The organism is Sphingomonas sp. Leaf257, assembly GCF_001422185.1.
GTDB classification, from domain to species: domain Bacteria; phylum Pseudomonadota; class Alphaproteobacteria; order Sphingomonadales; family Sphingomonadaceae; genus Sphingomonas; species Sphingomonas yabuuchiae.
Genome location: NZ_LMMH01000036.1, coordinates 19,634 through 37,969 on the forward strand (window position 1 = coordinate 19,634; position 18,336 = coordinate 37,969).

General features: G+C 66.0%; 9 protein-coding genes. 2 read left to right on the top strand and 7 right to left on the bottom strand.

The features are described from left to right. Positions 1–155 precede the first annotated feature (155 nt). Positions 156–3,065 carry a TonB-dependent receptor gene (locus ASF14_RS19140; protein ID WP_056439101.1) on the top strand — a complete coding sequence of 970 codons (2,910 nt, stop codon included), beginning with the start codon at positions 156–158 and terminating at the stop codon, positions 3,063–3,065. A gap of 169 nt (positions 3,066–3,234) precedes the next feature. On the opposite strand, the gene ASF14_RS19145 is transcribed toward ASF14_RS19140, so the two are convergent. The 5 genes from ASF14_RS19145 to ASF14_RS19165 form a co-directional block, all read right to left on the bottom strand. Further along, a complete protein-coding gene (locus ASF14_RS19145) occupies positions 3,235–4,680 on the bottom strand; it encodes a GH1 family beta-glucosidase (protein WP_056439105.1) in 1,446 nt (481 codons plus the stop codon). A gap of 62 nt (positions 4,681–4,742) precedes the next feature. Beyond that, a complete protein-coding gene (locus ASF14_RS19150; protein WP_056439108.1) occupies positions 4,743–6,545 on the bottom strand; it encodes a glycoside hydrolase family 9 protein in 1,803 nt (600 codons plus the stop codon). Continuing rightward, complete coding sequence (locus tag ASF14_RS19155; RefSeq protein WP_056439111.1) at positions 6,542–8,155, bottom strand: tryptophan halogenase family protein; 1,614 nt, start codon at positions 8,153–8,155, stop codon at positions 6,542–6,544. The genes ASF14_RS19150 and ASF14_RS19155 overlap by 4 nt, the downstream gene beginning before the upstream one ends. Then, positions 8,152–9,621 (bottom strand): tryptophan halogenase family protein, encoded by a 1,470-nt coding sequence (locus tag ASF14_RS19160; RefSeq protein ID WP_056439113.1) that lies wholly within the window; start codon positions 9,619–9,621, stop codon positions 8,152–8,154. Before ASF14_RS19160 ends, ASF14_RS19155 begins: the two co-directional genes overlap by 4 nt. Continuing rightward, on the bottom strand, positions 9,618–11,135 hold the full coding sequence (locus ASF14_RS19165) for a tryptophan halogenase family protein (RefSeq protein ID WP_056439117.1): 1,518 nt from the start codon (positions 11,133–11,135) through the stop codon (positions 9,618–9,620). Before ASF14_RS19165 ends, ASF14_RS19160 begins: the two co-directional genes overlap by 4 nt. Positions 11,136–11,379: 244 nt before the next feature. On the opposite strand from ASF14_RS19165, the gene ASF14_RS19170 reads away from it, so the two are divergent. After that, the gene (locus tag ASF14_RS19170; RefSeq protein WP_330218803.1) at positions 11,380–14,826 is read left to right on the top strand and encodes a TonB-dependent receptor; all 3,447 of its coding nucleotides are present in this window, start codon (positions 11,380–11,382) and stop codon (positions 14,824–14,826) included. 254 nt (positions 14,827–15,080) lie between these two features. Here the strand turns inward: ASF14_RS19170 and ASF14_RS19175 are convergent, their stop codons facing one another. Both ASF14_RS19175 and ASF14_RS19180 read right to left on the bottom strand, forming a co-directional pair. Continuing rightward, the gene (locus ASF14_RS19175; protein ID WP_056439120.1) at positions 15,081–15,659 is read right to left on the bottom strand and encodes a hypothetical protein; all 579 of its coding nucleotides are present in this window, start codon (positions 15,657–15,659) and stop codon (positions 15,081–15,083) included. Positions 15,660–15,767: 108 nt separating this feature from the next. Continuing rightward, the gene (locus ASF14_RS19180) at positions 15,768–18,125 is read right to left on the bottom strand and encodes a glycoside hydrolase family 31 protein (RefSeq protein ID WP_082442350.1); all 2,358 of its coding nucleotides are present in this window, start codon (positions 18,123–18,125) and stop codon (positions 15,768–15,770) included. Between the last annotated feature and the right edge of the window lie 211 nt (positions 18,126–18,336).

Sequence of the window (18,336 nt, forward strand, 5' to 3'; positions counted from 1 at the left end):
TTCATGCCCTTGCGCCAGGGCATGTGGCCAAAAATCCACTATCTGAAGAGCGTATAAAATTTTTGTAACCTTCGGCTTGACGCGGTTCGGCGTTAGTCAGACAAATCATTCCGTCACCGGCACCGAAAATTCGGGCCAATATGAGGGGAAGTCTGATGAAGCGTCACGTCCTTTTGCTGTCCGTCACGCCATGGGCGTTGCTGGCGGCGCCCGCCATGGCCCAGACGTCGACCGACGCGCAGACGACCCAAGCCGCCGATCCGAACGCCCCGATCGAGACGCAGACCGCCGTCGGCATCCGCCAGGACGTCGCCGAAGTGCCGGACCGCAGCCCGGTCCAGGCCTCGACCACCGGCCTGTCCGAAACACCGGCCGATCCGCGCGACATCGTCGTCACCGGCTTCCGCGCCAGTCTGGGTTCGGCGCAGGCGATCAAGCGTAATTCCGACGCGATCCTCGACGCGATCGTCGCGCAGGACATCGGCAAGCTGCCCGACAATACGGCGGCCGAGTCGCTGGCGCGCGTGACCGGCATCCAGGTCAGCCGCTACAGCGACGAAGTGACCCAGGTGCTGGTCCGCGGTCTGCCCGACGTGGCGACGACCTTCAACGGCCGCGACATCTTCACCGCCGAAGGCCGGGGCGTCGCGCTTCAGGATTTCCCGGCGGGTGCGCTGGCGGGTCTCGAAGTCTACAAGTCGGGCACCGCCGATCTGCTGGAACCGGGTCTGGCAGGCCTCATCAATGTGCGTTCGCGTCGGCCGTTCGACTTCGAAAAGGGCTTTACGATCGCGGGCGGCTTTCGCGGCACCTATAACGACCAGTCGAAAAAGTTTGATCCGTTGGGCAACCTGCTCCTCAGCCAGCGTGCCGAAACCCCCATCGGTGAGATCGGCTGGCTGATCAACGCCGTCTATACCCAGGCGCAGTACCGCAACGCGGTCCGTTGGGGCGAGGGCAATACGAACAAGCCGACGGCCGGGACGACCATCCTTCCGAGCTCGGTCGGCCGCGACTTCCAGATTCCGACCGCAGTCGGCGTCTATAATGACAGCGGCAAGCGCTGGCGCCCGGCGATGAATGCCAGTGTCCAGTGGCGTCCGGCGCACAATCTCGAACTCTATTACGACTTCCTCTATCAGAGCTATCGCGGCGAAGTCGCGAACGACTGGTTCCGTGTCCCGCTGCTCGACAGCAATCCGACGCTGAGCGATGTCGTGCTGCGTCCCGGCGAGCCGCTGCAGGTGCAAAGCCTGACCAAGACCGGCGGCTATCGTCCCGAAGCGTTCCGGAGCACGGTCAAGGGTTACACGGACACGTATCAGGCGGCGGGCGGCGCCAAATGGGATATCGGTCGTGCGCATCTGTCGACCGACTTGGCCTATACCTTCTCGCAATATGGCTCGGACGAGTGGAGCTTCGACACGGCCTTCTCCAGGGCGCCGGTCGCGAACGTCAATTTCTTCGTCAACGATGGCGTGTCGTTCGACCTGCCGGGCTTCGACAACACCAACCCGGCCAACTATATCTGGCGCGGTTATTTCGAGGCGACCTACCGCGTGCAGGGCAAGGGGTGGCAGTGGCGCACCGACGTGGACTTGGAAACCGATCTGTCGCTGCTCCCGAAGCTGCAATTCGGTATCCGCTGGACCGATCGCGATGCGTCGCTGAAGCGCGGCAATCGCTATGCCTATACCGAGCAGCTGGCGATCCCGCTGGCGCAGGTGCCGGTGGGCGATCTGGCGCTGACCCAGAATGCGTTCCGCGGCAACCAGGGCTTCACCAGCTGGCTGATGCCGTCGCGTGACGGCATTGCGGGCAATGCGCCGCAGCTTCGCCAATATGCCTTTGACGCGCTGCAGCGGCTGGTCGCGGGGAACCCCGCCGATCAGGGCTATCGCGACGCGCTGAACCGTTTCTCAACGCCCGAGGTTCAGCTGGACCCGTTGGCTGCCTTCTATGCCACCGAACAGACCTATGCCTTTTATGGACAGGCGAAATACGAGTTCAACATCGGCTCGATCCGGTTCGACGGCATGATCGGCACCCGCGTCGTCAACACGGTGGGCGAATATAGCGGTATCTCGACGGTGCTGTTCGACGGCGTTCGCCGCAGCGAGGTGCGCCGCACCCGCGCCAATTATGTCGACATCCTGCCCAACATCTCGCTGCGGATTCGGCCGAGCGACAAGCTGCAGATTCGCTTCGGCGTAACAAAGACGCGGACCAAACCGCAGTTCAACCAGCTGAACCCAGCCCTGAACATCACCCAGAATACACAGCAGGTCGTTCCCGACCAGCCGCTCGACCCGCGCTTCCCGGCGGGGCTGAACACCCGGCCCAACGCCTATGGCGGCGGCGGCAATCCGGATCTGCGCCCGCTGATCTCCAACAATTATGACGCGACGGTCGAATATTATTTCTCGCCGACCGCCTCGCTGACGGCGGCCGTGTTCTACCGCGATCTCGACGGGTTCATCGACAATTACATCAACCGCACCATCGACCCCGTTTACGGCCTGATCGAAATCAGCCGTCCGGAAAATGCGGGCAAGGGTCGCATCAAGGGCATCGAAGTGGGTGGTCAGACCTTCTTCGACTTCCTGCCGGGGCTGTGGAGCGGTATCGGCGTCCAGGCGAACGTCACCTATCTGGAAGGGAAGCAGCAATACCCGGCCAATCTGTTCGCCTCGACCGGCGGCACCACCGCGCCGCCGTTCGTGCCGATCCCCGGCCTGTCGAAGTGGACCTATAATATCGCTCTGTTCTATGAGAAGGGCGATGTCTCGACCCGCCTGTCATTCAACAACCGCGATGCGTATCTGAACGGCAATTTCATCAACGGCGACGGTTTCTATAACGGTGAGGGCACGACCCGCATCCAGCGGCTTGATTTCGGTTTCAACTACAACATCACCAAGGAAATCACGGTGGCCTTCGATGTGGCCAATATTCTGGCCAAGCCGTTCAACAATTATCGCAGCTATGGCAACGGCCTGTCCTATCCGCGCGACGTGCGTGACGAGGGCCGTTATTACGGCGCGGGCCTGCGCTTCCGCTTCTGACCGGATCGGGGTGGGTTGCGGCCCACCCCGCGATATCCCCCAATGGAGCCTTACAGGGCAGGGATGGCATCACGCCGTCTCTGCCCTTTTTTATGGGCGCCGGATGACGCGCACGGAAAACCCCGCCGGTCCTGCAACCGGCGGGGTTTCCTGTTCGTCCGGCTTCGGATCAGACCAGCGCGTTGCGCCGGATCAGTTCCTTATACCACTGCGCGCTCAGCTTGGGGGTGCGCTTCTGGGTCGCATAGTCGACATGGTGCAGGCCGAAGCGCAGGCCATAGCCATCGGCCCATTCGAAATTGTCCATCAGGCTCCACAGGAAATAACCCTTGAGCGGATAGCCTTCGGCCGCCGCACGGCGGAACTGGCCCAGATAGTTGCGCAGATACATGATCCGGTCGCCGTCATCGACCAGGCCCTTGTCGTTCAGCTTGTCGTCGGCCGAGGTGCCGTTCTCCGAGATGTAGATCGCCTTCGGGTTCCACATCTCGCTGACCGCGCGCACGCCCCAATAGGCGGCCTCGGGGCCGACATAGAGCCAGGGCGAGGCCATGCGCGGCGAGTTGGGCAGATGCGGCAACGGGGTATAGCCGCGCGCATCCTCCGGGTTCGCCTTGACGAAGGTCGGCGTGTAGATGTTCAGCGCCACGAAATCGAGCGGGCTGGCGATCGCGGCCATGTCGCCCGCCTGCACCTTGGGCGCATCGGCCCCGGCGCTCTTCAGATAGGCGTCGGTATATTTGCCCTCCATCACGGCGGTCAGGAACATCGCGTTTTCTTCGCGCATCGCCTTCTTGGTCGCCTCGATATGCTCGGGCGTCTCGATGACGGGGACGAAGATGCTGGCATTGTCGGCAATGCCGACCTCCGTGCCCGCCTTGGCATTGGCGCGGATCGCCTGGACGCCCAGGCCGTGCGCCAGACAGCCATGGTGTCGGACCTGGTTCACCTGACCCTGGGGCAGCTTCAGGCCCGGCGCATGGATGCCGACCATGTGGCCGAGGTCGGTGAAGCAGCGCAGCTCGTTGACCGTCATGAAGCGGTGGACGCGATCGGACAGCTTGCCCGCCATGAAGCCCGCATAGTCGGCGAACGCCTTGGCCGTGTCGCGATTCTGCCAGCCGCCGGGCAGCGCCTGGGGCAGGTCCCAGTGGAACATGGTGACGTTGGGCTGGATGCCCGCCGCCAGCAGCGCGTCGATCACGCGGTTATAATAGTCGAGGCCCTTCTGGTTGAACTTGCCGCGACCCTCGGGGAAGATGCGCGACCAGGCGATCGACATGCGATACGCCTTCACGCCCAGGTTCTTCAGGAGCGCGATGTCCTCGTTATAGCGGTGATAGCTGTCGCAGGCGACGTCGCCCGTATCGTTGTTCGCGACCTTGCCGGGGGTGTGCGAGAACACGTCCCAGTTGGTCAGGCCGCGTCCGTCTTCCTTGACCGCACCTTCGATCTGGTAGGAGGCGGTGGCGCAACCCCAGAGGAAATCCTTGGGAAAGCTCAGGTCCGACGCCGTGGCGGCCGCCGCGCGGGTGGCGGCCAATGTGCCGCTGCCGGTGGCAAGAGCGGCACCGCCCATCGCCATGCCGGTCTTCATGAAATTACGACGGTCCATATTCTGTCCTCTTCTGCAGCTCTTTGTGACGATGTTCGGGTGAATGAAGCCTGTCGCCGCCGTCAGGGGCGGGCGGGCAGGGGTCGGGTCAGATCGGTCGCCAGCCAGACGAGCGGCGCGTTCCAGTTGATCGCGACCTCGTTGTGCGCATAGGCGCGGGCGTCGTCGATCCAGCATCGCTGGCCGATGCACTTGCCCTTCAGCGGTGCGGAGGCCGGTTCGGGAAAGACGGTGCTGTTCGCCCCGCCGCTCAGCACGCCCGGCGGCGGGCCGGGCAGCCGGGCGTCGAACTGATGCGCCCAGAAACGGTGATGCGGATTCTGCATCGGCTTCCACCCGAAACCGCTGACATAGCTCTGGTCGAGCGGATTGCGTCCCAGCACATAGTCCATCGCATCGACCGCGCCGTCGCGGTAGCGGGCTTCGCCGGTGAAACGCGCCGCCAGCGCCAAGACCTGCCCGCGCCCGAGCAGCACGCTGTTCGATCCCCAGCGATAGGCGGTCGACGCATAAGGGATGCGATAGCCCGACCGGGCTTCCTCGGTGAGGAAATGGTCGGCCAGCGCGATCAGCTTGGCGCGGGCCGCGGCGCGCTCGGCGGGCTGGACACCCGTCGCGGTCGCCAGCGTGATCGTGCCCAGCGCGGCGACGCTGCCCCAGCTCGCCTCGCCGGTCAGCGGGGCGGCGTGGAGCGGCATCTTGTGCAGCGATTCCGCCAGTTCGGGCATGCCGGTGGCGGCGTAAAGCTCGGCGGTCGCCCAATAGAGCTCGTCGGACAACTCGCCATCGCCATAGCCGCCACTGCCGTCGAACGCTTGCGCGGCATAGACATCCGGGTTGCGCAGCGCCGCCCGGTACGCCTTGCCCGCCGCCACCAGGCAGCGCCGGGCGAAGTCGTCGTCGATCCCCCGCCAGATGCGCGAACATTGCGCGGCGGTGGCCGCGAGGTTCAGCGTGGCCGCCGTGCTGGGCGGGAACAGCAGCCGTTCCTCATGATCGTCGGCGGGCGGGGTGGGAATCCTCGTCCAGTGGCGGTCGGCGATCTTGTGATGCGCCATGCCGCCCGCATCCACCGGCGTCAGCCGCAACGGGCCGCGCCCCTGCCGCCCGAGCGGCAGCTTCATCGTCTGGCCGTCGGGCACCTGCATCGCCAACAGGAAGCGCATTTCGAAGCGCGTCTCGTCGAGTAGGTCGTTAATGCCGTTCCCCGCCTCGGGCAGTGCGGCGCTGCCATCGGGGAAGGGGGGCGCGGCGGCATCCACCTCATAGAGATTTTGCAGCATCCACAACGCAACGCCGCCATTGACGACATATTTGCCCTGATCGCCCGCATCATACCAGCCGCCGGTCACGTCCAGCTTATAGGGACAGCCTGGCCAGTCGGTGCCCGCCTGATCGAGCCCCTTGAAGCAGGTGACGACCTCATGGGTGTGGCCCGCCGCGCGGGCCCATGCGGTGCCACCGGCGAACCGCGCATCGATCGCCACCCCGGCACGCTGTTGGTAGAAGAAATTGAGCGAGGCGCGTGCCAGCGGGCGATAGACATCGGCTGCGATAGTGAAGGCATGGCTGGTGCGGCCATCGACCTTCAGCCGATAGGTGCCGGGCGTGCGGAACGCGCCGAAGTCGATCTGCTGCACCGTATCGCCCGAGGCGGCGTCGGGGCCGAAGACCGTCGCCTGCCCGCGCGCGACCGTGCGGCCCTTTTCGTCGAGCAACTCCCAGGGCAGGGGTGCGCCCTCCTTCGCGACGATCGCATGCTTGGCGGTGTCGGGGCGGAAGCCGATCTGGTTGAGATGCGGCCCCGGCGCTTCTCCCGCGCCGGTCGCCGCCAGCGCCAGCAGCGGAAGGATCACGCGCGTCACAACAGCGGGCCCTTGGCCTGCACCGTGCTGCTCGTCCGTGCGAAATCGAACCCGTCCTGCCCGCCACGCACTGCCGTCATGGCGGGGGCCAGCGGGGAGGGGGCGGTCATGCGCAGGAAATCGCCATGGCTCGGCATCCGTGCGGCGGTATCGGCATAACCCGCGCGCATCTGCTCCAGCGCCTGGGCGACCAGATCCTCATCCAGCGCATCGGCGGCGGGTTCCCAGCTTTGAGGCACCAACCCCTGGCCCAGGCAGACTGCGACCCAGCTGGGGTTGCTGAACAGGTCATAGCCTTCGCGGAACAGCCGCCCCTTGCCCGACCACAGCGCCATCTTGCGCGCGAGACTCTCGGGCACCTCCATGGTGCGCACCCGGTTCCAGAAAGGCGTGTCGTCGCGCCGCGTCGCCTTGTAATGCAGGATGATGAAGTCGCGCACATCCTCATACAGGTCGTGCATCTGGCGGTTGAACTCGTCGCGCTCGGCGGGGTCGAAACGCGTGTCGGGGAACAGCGCCACCAAGCGCTGGATCGCGGCCTGGACCAGATGGATGCTGGTCGATTCCAGCGGCTCCAGGAACCCGCTCGACAGGCCCAGCGCCACGACGTTGCGATTCCAGCTCTGCCGCCGCCGCCCGGCGGTGAAGCGCAGATGGCGGTGATCGCCCAGCAACTCGCCCTCCAGGCTGCCCAGCAACTGCGCCTCGGCGGCTTCGGAGTCGAGATAGTCGCTGCAATAGACCAGGCCATTGCCCATCCGGTGCTGGAGCGGGATGCGCCATTGCCACCCGGCATCGCGCGCGGTGGCGCGGGTGAAGGGATCGGGCTCGGCCGGGTTGGGCAGCGCGCAGGGCGCCGCGACCGCGCGGTCGCAGGGCAGCCACTGAGCATAGCTCTCATAGCCGGTGCCCAGCGCCTCCTCGATCAACAGGCCGCGAAAGCCCGAACAGTCGATAAACAGGTCGCCCTCGATCCGCCGCCCATCGGCCAGCGTCACCGCCTCGACATAACCGTCCTCGGGCCGCAGGTTGACCGCGTCGATCCGCCCCTCGATCCGCGTCACCCCGCCGCGTTCGGCATAGCCGCGCAGATAGCGCGCATAGAGCGAGGCGTCGAAATGAAAGGCGTAGAACAGTTCGCGGATCGGCGAGCGGGCATCGGGCTTGGCGCGGCCGAACTTGCCCGCCTTCGCCGCGACCGCGCTCATCGACCATTCGGCAATGTCGGGCAGGGCGCGACGGCTGCGTTCGCGCAAATAGAGCTGGTGGAAATGCACGCCCTGCAGATCCTGCGCATGGCGGCCGAACGGGTGGATATAGCGTTCGCCCTTTTCGCCCCAGTCGACGAACTCGATGCCCAGCTTGAACGTGCCCGCCGTCTTGGCGAGGAAGTCGTTCTCGTCCAGGCCGAGCATCTGGTTGAAGGTGATGATCGGCGGGATCGTCGCCTCGCCGACGCCGACCGTGCCGATCTCCTCGGACTCGATCAGCGTGACATGGGTATAGCCGTTGTTCAGCAGCCGGGCGAAGGCGGCGGCGGCCATCCATCCGGCGGTGCCGCCGCCGACGATGACGACCCGGCGGATCAAATGGTCGGAATGGGGAGTCATCGGGCAAGGCGCCTCATCTGGGCCGCGCGCCACTGCGCATGGGCCGGAACATGGGGAAGGGCGGCGGCGATCGCGTCGGTCATCCGCGCCATGGCGGCATCGACTTGCGGCGCAGGGACGCCGTGGACCAGCGGGTCGATGCGACGGGGAAGATATCCTTGCCCGAGCAGGATTGCGGCCCAGCTGTCGCGGGTGAAGGTTTCTTCCTCGTAAAAGGGCAGGCGGCCGCGTTCGCCGAACTGGCCGAGCGTATGCGCCAGCGACGCAGGGAGTTCGGCCTGCGCCACCGCCTGCCACATCGGCTCGGGGCGGCGGGCGGTGCGGTAATGCACGGCCAGGAAATCGCGCACCCGCTCCGCCTCGGCCAGGGTCTGGCGGTTGAAGTCGGCGGCCTCGACCTCGGCCATGGCGGTATCGGGCAGCATGGTGACGAGCCGGTCGATCGCGCTCAGCGCCAGATGCAGATTGCACCATTCCAGCGGCTCGACCTGCGTCGCCGCGTCGCCGATCGCGATGCAGTTGCCGCGCCAGGCCCGGGCCCGCGTGCCGGAGCGGATGACGATGGGGGCGTCGGCCACCGCCCCGTCACGTGCCAGCATCGCGGCGGCCTCGGCATCGGACAGATGCGCGCTGCCATAGGCCATACCGACCTGCTCGCCGCTCGACCAGCGCCAGCCTGCGGCATGGGCAGTCGCGGGCGTCAGCACCGGCGCCCCTTCGCCCGACACCTGCGTACCCAGCAGCACGCGGTCGCAGGGCAGCCAGTCGCGCCAATCCTGCCACGCATCGTCGATGCTGCCACGCAGCAGCGCTGCGGGGCCGGTCGCATCGATATAGAGATGCGCGGTCAGAGGCGCACCATGCTGCACTGCGATAGCGGTCACATGGCCGGTCGCATCGACCTGCACCTGAGTGATCGAATCCGTGACCTCGCGGACCCCGACATGCAGGGCGAAGGCACGCATCATCGCGACCTGGCGGGGGAGGTCGAGCGTCAGGCCATAGTCATGCCCGGCAAAGGGCGTGCCCGGCGACGGCGGCACGAAGCCGCCCGCTCGCGCCAGTTGCGCCGCCGGGCAATAGGCGTCGAACGGGGCTGCGCGGCCGTCGCGCGTCGCGCGGACCCAATGGAGGTGAAACGCCGCCGGACCGATGGCGTGGCCATAGCTGCCATAGGCATGGACATAGTCGGGCAGTCCCTCCGCCCAGCCGAAAAAGCGCGTGCCCAGCCGATAGCCCGCGCCGGTGCGCGTCACCCCGTCATCCTCGCTGATGCCCAGATCGGCATGGAAACCGGGCAGCGAAGGCAGGGTGCAGGCGATCCGGTCGGCGAGTGCGTCATGGGCGGCCGGGGTGGCGAGCAGCGTGACGTCCAGGAACGGTGCGCGGCGCTTCAGCGCGGCGGCGGCGCTCCAGGCGGTCAGGCCACTGCCCGCGACCAGCACATGGCGGATCGGCGCGCTCATGCCGCCACCATCGGGCAATAGCGTTCCAGAAAGGCGCGGTGATCGGGCCGCTTGGCGACTTCGGCAGCGATCTCGCTGCGAAGCGATCGAACAGCCTGAACCAGATCGCTGGTCCGCGCCACATCGGCACGCGGGTCCCAGCCTTCGGGGACGATGCCCTGGCCCAGATACACCGCGATCCAGCTGGCATCCAGGAACACGCCCTCGCGATACTTCACCACCCGGCCGCGACGGCGCCATAGCTCCAGCTTTTCGCCCAGGCTGTCGGGGATCGCCATGGTGCGGACATAGGTCCAGAAGGGCGAACCGTCGCGCGACGTGGCGTGGTAATGCAGGATCAGGAAGTCCCGAATCCGGTCATATTCCAGATCGATGACCCGGTTGAATTCGTCGCGGTCGGACGCGTCCATCTGGCGGCCGGGGAACAGCTCGATCAGTGCGGTGATCGCCTGTTGCACCAGATAGATGCTGGTCGATTCGAGCGGTTCCAGGAAACCGCTGGCCAGCCCGATGGCGACGCAATTGCCGACCCAGCTTCGCCGCCGCCGCCCCGCCTTGAAGCGCAGCAGGCGTGGCTCGGCCAGCTTCTCGCCCTCCACCGCTTCTTCCAGCGCGCGGGCGGCATCGCTATCGCTGATAAAGTCGCTGGCATAGACATAGCCATTGCCGGTGCGGTGCTGGAGCGGGATGCGCCAGCGCCAGCCCGCAGGCATGGCGATCGCGCTGGTATAGGGGGTGACGGCCGTTTCGGTCCGGCACGGCATGGCGACGGCGCGGTCGGTCGGCAGCCATTTCGACCAGTCCTCGAACGGCTCGTCCAGCGTCTGGCCCAGCAGCAGCGAGCGGAAGCCCGAGCAGTCGATGAACAGGTCGCCCTCGACCCGCTCGCCATCGGCCAGCGTGACCGAACGGATCAGCCCGCTCTCGCCGTCGCGCTCGACATCGACGACCATGCCCTCGGTGCGCACCGCGCCCGCTTCCTCGGCCAGGCTGCGCAGATAGGGGGCGAACAACAGCGCATCGAACTGATAGGCATAGCCGAAAGTGGAAGTCAGGCCGCCCCGGCCCTGATCGGGATGCTCGAACCGCGCCTCGCGCGCCAGGGTACAGGCATAGGATAGCTGGTCCAGCGGCGGCAGATCCTGTCGCTCGCGTGCCAACCGCGACCAGTAATGGTGGAAATCGATCGCTCCTGCGCCGCGTCCGAACGTGCCGAAGGGGTGGATATAGCTGTCGCCGATCCGGCCCCAATCGCGAAACTCGATGCCCAGTTTGAAGGTGGCCCGGGTGCGCGCCATGAACTCCGCCTCGGGGATTCCCAGGCGTTCGTTGAAGGAGCGGATATGGGGCAGAGTCGCCTCGCCGACGCCGACGACACCGATCGCCTCGGACTCGATCAGGCGGACCGTGCATTGTCCCGAAAGAAGACGAGTCAGGGCCGCGCCGGCCATCCAGCCCGCCGTACCGCCGCCCACAATGACGACCCGCACCACGTCGTTTGTCACTTTCGTCATCCACCCCCGACCCGGTGATTCCCGGGCCAATTTCTCATTTCATGCCGTGCGTTGGGTCCTGCCGCAATCCACCGACAGGGGGAGCGTGGCAGGAATGTCGCACCTTGTCCCGGATCGGACATTCTTTAAGTTAAACATCTTGTCGAAATGTTGCTGGTAGCGCAATCATGAGTCTGTGAAACGTGTCGAAAGGCACGATCGCGACCGAACCAAGCGACGCCATGGGGCGCGCGACAAGGGGGGGATGACCATCATGCGCAGCGCTGCGCCGCTCACTGCCAATGCCAATCGTTTTAATCGGCTCCTGCTCGGCGCTTCGGCCGGTGCTTTGTGCATCGCCGCGCTGACCACGCCCGCCTTCGCGCAGACGACCACCGATCCCGACCAGAGCGCCAGCTCGCCGACCGGCGCGGTCGCGGGCCAGGGTACGGCCGGGTCGGCCACGCCGCGCACGAGTGCCAGCGTCGAGGCCCCCGGCGCGCAGCCGCCCGCGGGCGATGACATCGACAGCGGCAAGGAAGTCGTCGTCACCGGTATCCGCCAGAGCCTGGCGAATGCGCAGTCGATCAAGCGCAACTCCGACACCGTCGTCGACGCGATCACCGCGTCCGACATCGGCGCGCTGCCCGACCGTTCGGTCACCGAAGCGCTCCAGCGCGTGCCCGGCGTGTCGATCAGCCGCTTCGCCGCCGCCAACGATCCCGACCACTTCTCGGTCGAAGGCTCGGGCGTCGCGGTGCGCGGCCTGACCTTCGTCCGCTCCGAGTTCAACGGGCGCGACACCTTCTCGGCCGGTATCGGCGGCCAGGCGATCAACTTCTCGGACGTCCCCGCCGAACTGCTCGGCTCGGTCGAGGTGTACAAGAACGCCACCGCTGAACTGATCGAGGGCGGCCTGGCCGGTACGGTCAACCTGAACACCCGCAAGCCCTTCGACAACAAGGGCTTCCACCTGGGCTTTACCGCCGAGGGCAATTATGGCGACTTCAAGAAGAAGTGGTCGCCGACCGGCTCGCTGTTCGTCAGCGATACCTGGGACACGGGCATCGGCCGTTTCGGCTTGCTCGGCAACGTGTCGTACTCGCGCGTGCAGAGCCGCGCGGACAGCATCCGCATCACCAACATCCAGACCCGCGACAATACGCTGGCGCTGGCGGCCAACTCGACCACGGCGCAGAACTGCCGCAACCCGCTGCCCGGCACGGTCGACCAGACCACGCTGCCGGTCGGCGGCGCGACCGGCTTTGCGTGCGGCGCGGCCAGCACGGCTGGCGCGGACGGCTTCCTCGACCCTGCCTCGCTGCGTTACGCCCCGATCGGTGGCCAGTTCGCGACGCAGGAATTCGACCGCAAGCGTGACGGCGTCGCGCTGGCCGGCCAGTGGCAGAGCACCGACGAGCGCACTGTCCTGACCGCGCAGTTCCTGCGCACCCACACGGTCAACAACACCTCGGAGCGTACTTTCGAAACCGCGCCCGATCTGGCCGAATACAACACCTATCCGGTCGGCTGTCTCCAGAACAATTTGGGGCCTGCCAACTCGACGATCGCGCAGTGCCCGACCGGCTCGACGAAGAACTACAGCTATGACGCGGGTGGCCTGTTCCAGTCGGGCTACATCACCGCGCCGGGCAACGGCTATCGTGCATCGTGCAGCGGCCAGGCGACCTGCTGGGTCCCCACCGGCGGCACGCAGCAGTCGCTGGCGCGTGGCATGACGCGTGACGAGAACACCGTCACCGACTTCGGCCTGAACCTGAAGACCGAGCTGAACGACCATCTGTCGATCAACCTGGACGGCGACTATACCCGCGCCAAGAAGACCAGCACCGACTTCCGTGTGTTCGGTTCGACCTTTGCCGACTCCGAGCTCGACCTGACGGGCAACCTGCCGGTCGTGATCCCGCACAAGCCCTCGACGCTCCAGGCGAGCTGGGCGACGCCGAACCCGACGCTGAACCAGCAGAACGACGCGCAGTATTTCGCCAACCGCAACGTCCAGTTCTGGCGTGCGGCGATGGATCACCTCGAAGAGAGCGTGGGTCGTGAATATGCGTTCAAGGCGGACGCCGATTACAAGTTCGACGATGGCAGCTTCTTCACGCACGTGAAGTTCGGTGCGCGTTATGCCGACCGTTCGTCCGAAGTGCGCTACACCACCTATAACTGGGGTGCGCTGTCGGAAGTCTGGTCGGGCACGAACCCGGTGTCGTTCGCCCAGGCCCCCGGCCAGACCGAGCTCTACACCTTCCCGAACTTCTTCCGCGGCGCGACGAACGGCTCGCCCTCTGCCTATTATTATACCGGCGACTTGACCGGCAATTATCAGCAGTCGGCCGCCTATCTGCAGTCGATCGGCAATCTGTGGAAGACCGCCAACGGCTCGACCGCGACGACCTGGTCGCCGCTGGCGCAGCGTGCGGGCGTCGTTGCGGGTACGCCGTACCTGCCGTCCGAAATCCAGCTGGTGAAGCAGCAGGACAAGAACGCCTATGCGCAGCTGAACTTCGCCACGCCGGGCAATCTGTTCGGCAACGTGCGGATGAGCGGCAATGTCGGCGTGCGTTATGTCCTGACCGACGTCACCTCGGCCGGTTCGATCGGTGCGCCGACGCAGCAGCAGACGGGTACGACGGACGCCTTCGCCACCCGCTGTGCGATCACGACCACGACCCGTCCGGACGGCACGGTCGTCACGGGCCGTCCGGCTGGTATCTGTCAGCTGGGTGAGGCCGCCTACAACAACATCGCCGCCTTCTCGACCGGCGTGACCTTGCCCGATACGGCGCGCAGCCAGTATCATTACTTCCTGCCCAGCGCGAACCTGAAGTTCGGCATCGGGCGCGACGTGGTGCTGCGTCTGGCGGCGTCGAAGGTCATGACTCGTCCGGACTTTGCGAACATCCGCAACTTCCTGCAGCTGGGCTTCGACGCCAATAGCGGTCAGATCACGGCGACGGCGGGCAATCCGTACCTCAAGCCCGCGACCGCGTGGCAGTTCGACGCCACCGTCGAGTGGTATTTCGCCCGCGTCGGTCAGCTGTCGGTCGACGTCTTCTACAAGTCGGTGAAGAACTTCTTCTACCAGTCGGTCACCAATCGGAACATCACCAGCAACGGCATCACCCAGTCGGTGCTGGTCCGCGGGCCCTCCAACTTTGACGGCACCGGCAAGATCAAGGGCGTCGAGGTTGCGTATCAGCAGACCTTCGACTTCCTGCCGGGTCTGCTCAGCGGGTTCGGTGCCAGCGGCAGCTACACCTATATCGACAGCTCGGGCCTGCCCAACTCGTTCCTGAACGGTGGCGCGCCTGCCAGCACGTCGAACATCAAGCCGGGCAACATCCCGCTTGAAGGTCTGTCGAAGCACACGGTCAACGCCGCGCTGTTCTACGAAAAGGGCCCGATCTCGCTGCGTGCGGCGTATAACTGGCGTTCGAAGTATCTGCTGACCCCGGCGGACGTGATCTTCCCGTACACCTCCATCTATCAGGATGCGGGCGGGCAGCTGGACGCTTCGGCGTTCATCAACCTGAACAAGTATCTGAAGATCGGCGTGCAGGGCGTGAACCTGGCCAATCAGGTCGTCCGAACCGAGCAGGCCTATATCAGCGGCTCGACCGCCACTGCGCCGCGCTCGTACATCGTCAACGACCGCCGCTTCTCGTTCGCGCTTCGCGGCACCTTCTGATCGGGTTTGCCGGCCGGACTCTTCGGGGTTCGGCCGGGATGGCCGACCAAAAAACCGCCCGCTTCCGTTTTGGAGGCGGGCGGTTTTTTTGATCGGGAAACCCCATCATCCGTTCAGCCTGAGCGAAGTCGAAGGCCAAGGGAGCACATCCGCCAAGAGGCGCGTCCGGGACGTGCACTTCGACTTCGCTCAGTGCGAACGGAGTGAGGAGCGGGAGCGGGTGGGGACGTACGCGCGCCGCCCCGACCACCCGATCAGTTATGCGGCAGCTTCGACCGGTCGAACCCCGGCCCCAGGTCGATCAGGAACGCCGGTCCTACCTCGATCACCTGCTTGGCCCCGGCGAGCTGCACCGAGATGTTCGCCTTGCCCGCCGCATAGGCCTGGGTCGCCACGCCCGAGACATAATAACGCTTCCAGCTCGGCCCGACCTGCACCGGCTCGGTCGCGATCGGAGTATAGGGCGCCTCGGAGCCGCCCGCGCCGACGGGGATCGTCACCGGCGCGGCGTCGGTGGCACCCGGCGCGCGCAGGAAGACCATGACCAGCATCGTGTCGCCCGCCGCGATCGGCTTGATCGTGGGATAGGCCGCACCGCTGTCCCAGGGATTGGCGCCCGCCTTGCTGACCTTGATCTGCACGGCATTGCCGCCGGGAACCTCGGGGGCGGGGACCTGCCTGGCGGTCTGGTTGGGGCCATAGGGGGCCCAGCCGATGCCCGGTGCGTTGACCGCCTTGTCGAAGATACTGGGCTGAGCCGCCGCGCTGGGGGCCGCCTGGGCGCCCGCTCCCGCTGGCAGGGCCGCGATCAGCAGCGCCACACATCCGATCATGATCCTTCTCCTCCTCTTTCGGCCGTTTTGTCCGGTCCGTCCACAAAAACGATTGTATCTGATAGGTCAGGAAAAGCCCGGCCCCCCTGGGGGGAGCCGGGCCCGATCTTACTGTCCGACGATCTTGACCAGGGGGTCGAGCGACTGGCCCGTGGGCAGTCGACCGCTGGCGGTCAGGCGGCGGGCGCTATCGTCCCAGCGCAATGTCGCGCTGCGTCCGCCCGTCTTGCGCCAGGCGTTGGTCGTGCCGTCATCGTCATAGAGCGTAAAGCTGGCATCGCGGCCCGGATAGATGCGGATGCTCTCCAGGTTCTGCGCGGTCGCGGTGCTTGGCACGGACACGCCCATCGGCACGATCGAGCCTGCTCGCACGAACAGCGGAATATGGTCGATCGGGGCCGCCGCCTCGATCCACTGGCCGCCGGTGTAACGCTTGTCGGTCCACCAGTCATACCAGTCCGTGCCCGAGGGCAGATACACCCGACGCGACGTCTGGCCCTGTTCGGTGACGGGCGCGACCAGGAAGGCGGGGCCGAACATATATTCGTCGCCCAGATCCTTCACCGCCGGATCGTTGGGGAAGTCCATGAACAGCGCGCGCATGAAGGGCGCGCCGGTCTGGCTGGTCTGCCGCCCCAGTGCGTAGAGATAGGGCATCAGTGCGTAACGCAGCCGCAGGGTGTTCGCGAGAATGGGCTCGGCGGCGGTGCCATAGTCCCATAGCGCGGTGCCTGGCCGCTGGCCATGAATGCGCAGCGTGGGTGTGAAGGCGTTATACTGGAACCAGCGGACGAACAGTTCCGGATAGTCGCGGTAGGACGGCGCCATCGCGGTTGCGCCCGCCGGGTTGACTAGCACCGGGTGTTGCGCGTCCGGCCCATTGGGCCATTGCCAGCCGCCCGTATCGCTCGACCAGTATGCGATGCCGCTGGCCGTCATGCCCAGGCCTGCGGGTACCTGCCGACGCAGCGCTTCCCAGTTGGACTGCACGTCCGACGACCAGAACAGGCAGCCATTGGCCTGCGTGCCCAGATAGGCGGCGCGGCACAGGATCATGTTGCGTTTGTCCGGCCGATCACGCGCCGATCCTTCGGCGACGCTGGACGTATGGAGCAGCGGATAGACGTTGCGATACCGATCGCCCGACCCGATGGCATAGAAATGCCCCTCGGGCACCAGGTCCGGCTCGGTCTCGTCCAGCCAGGCATAGTCGAAGCCCTGGGAAAAGATGTTGTCGCGGATCTTGCCCCAGAACCAGGCGCGTGCCTCCGGATTCGTGCTGTCGATCAGCGCGCCCGCGCGGTCGGAGCGGATCGGCAGGCCGTCGACCGGATTGCCGTCCTTGTCCTTCATCAGCCAGCCCTTGGCGGCCAGCGTGTCGAACCACCGGCTCTCCCGCTCGAAACGCGGCCAGATGCTGATGATGCTCTGCATCCCCATCGACTTGAGATGCGCGTTCATGCCGCTGGGATCGGGGAAGGCGGTGCGGTCGATGTCCAACTGGCCCATCCGCGTCCAGTAGAACCAGTCGAGCACCATGATATCGAGCGGCAGGCCGCGTTTGCGATAGCCATCGGCGATCTCGGTCAGCTGGCCTTGCGTCTCGTAGCGCGCCTTGCTCTGGATCAGGCCGAAAGCGGCCTTGGGCGGCAGCGGCGTCGCGCCGGTCAGGCGGGCGTAACCGGCATACAACTCGTCGGCGGTCTTGCCCACGATCACGAAGAAGGACACCCGCTCGCCGACATTCGAGGCGAATTTGGTCGCGTTCAGTAGCCCCGGCGAGACGGTGGTCGCCGACGGATTGTCCCACAGGATCGCATAGCCCTTGTCCGTCACCATGAACGGCACGCAGACCGACTCGCCGCCGGGGCGGTCATAGTCATGGCGGCAATCGATGGTCCGGCCGCGAAGGTCGAGCACGCCGTCCTGATATTGGCCCAGGCCGTAATAATGGGTGTCGGGCGTGTCGGAAAAGCTGGCACCGACGCGGAAGGTCTTCTCGTCCGAGACGGTGTGCGGCGCCTTCTCCCAGCCGTTCATCCGGGTCAGTATCTTGCCGTCTGCACCGGCAAAGCTGATCGAGACGGGGGGCAGCGAGGGCGCGAAATAGCGCTCCATCTGGCTGGGCGGCTTGGGCCAGGGCTGGGCGGCGACGGTGACGGTCATGCCGGGCGCAGAGAAGACGTCGCCGCTGGCATCGGCGCGGTGCGACCAGCCGTTCGCATCGCTTTTGGCGACCAGGCCATAGCCGGGCTTGGCCTCTGCTTCGGCGCGGTCGGTGGCGATGGTGACGCGGACGATACCGGGGGCATAGGGCTCGACCGAGACGAGCGCGCCGTTACGCTCGACGGTGGCAATCGGATCGGCCGCCAGGGCGACAGGCGCGACGCCCGCGAGCAGCGCGGATGCGGCGCAGGCCCACCGCCAACGACCGCCGGACACCGTGGCGCGCGCTTTGCCCCGCATGTAACATCCCCCCAATAACGCAAATCATTTGTGTGATCGCTACCCTATCGCTGCACCGACTGGCGGGGAAGAGGAAATATCCCGCTCCTTGTGGGTGGAAGCTTTGGGCCGCATCGCCGATGCGATGGTGCGAAAGGCGCGCTTCTTCGGCNGAGGCCGAAGGCGGCATGGCCAAGGCGGTCGCTTTCATGCTGCCCCCAAACGAACGGGT

Coding starts and splice junctions, on each gene's coding strand:
- ASF14_RS19155 (WP_056439111.1), bottom strand. CDS start 8,155: ATGACTCCCCATTCCGACCATTTGATCCGCCGGGTCGTCATCGTCGGC.
- ASF14_RS19175 (WP_056439120.1), bottom strand. CDS start 15,659: ATGATCGGATGTGTGGCGCTGCTGATCGCGGCCCTGCCAGCGGGAGCG.
- ASF14_RS19160 (WP_056439113.1), bottom strand. CDS start 9,621: ATGAGCGCGCCGATCCGCCATGTGCTGGTCGCGGGCAGTGGCCTGACC.
- ASF14_RS19140 (WP_056439101.1), top strand. CDS start 156: ATGAAGCGTCACGTCCTTTTGCTGTCCGTCACGCCATGGGCGTTGCTG.
- ASF14_RS19145 (WP_056439105.1), bottom strand. CDS start 4,680: ATGGACCGTCGTAATTTCATGAAGACCGGCATGGCGATGGGCGGTGCC.
- ASF14_RS19180 (WP_082442350.1), bottom strand. CDS start 18,125: ATGCGGGGCAAAGCGCGCGCCACGGTGTCCGGCGGTCGTTGGCGGTGG.
- ASF14_RS19165 (WP_056439117.1), bottom strand. CDS start 11,135: ATGACGAAAGTGACAAACGACGTGGTGCGGGTCGTCATTGTGGGCGGC.
- ASF14_RS19170 (WP_330218803.1), top strand. CDS start 11,380: ATGACCATCATGCGCAGCGCTGCGCCGCTCACTGCCAATGCCAATCGT.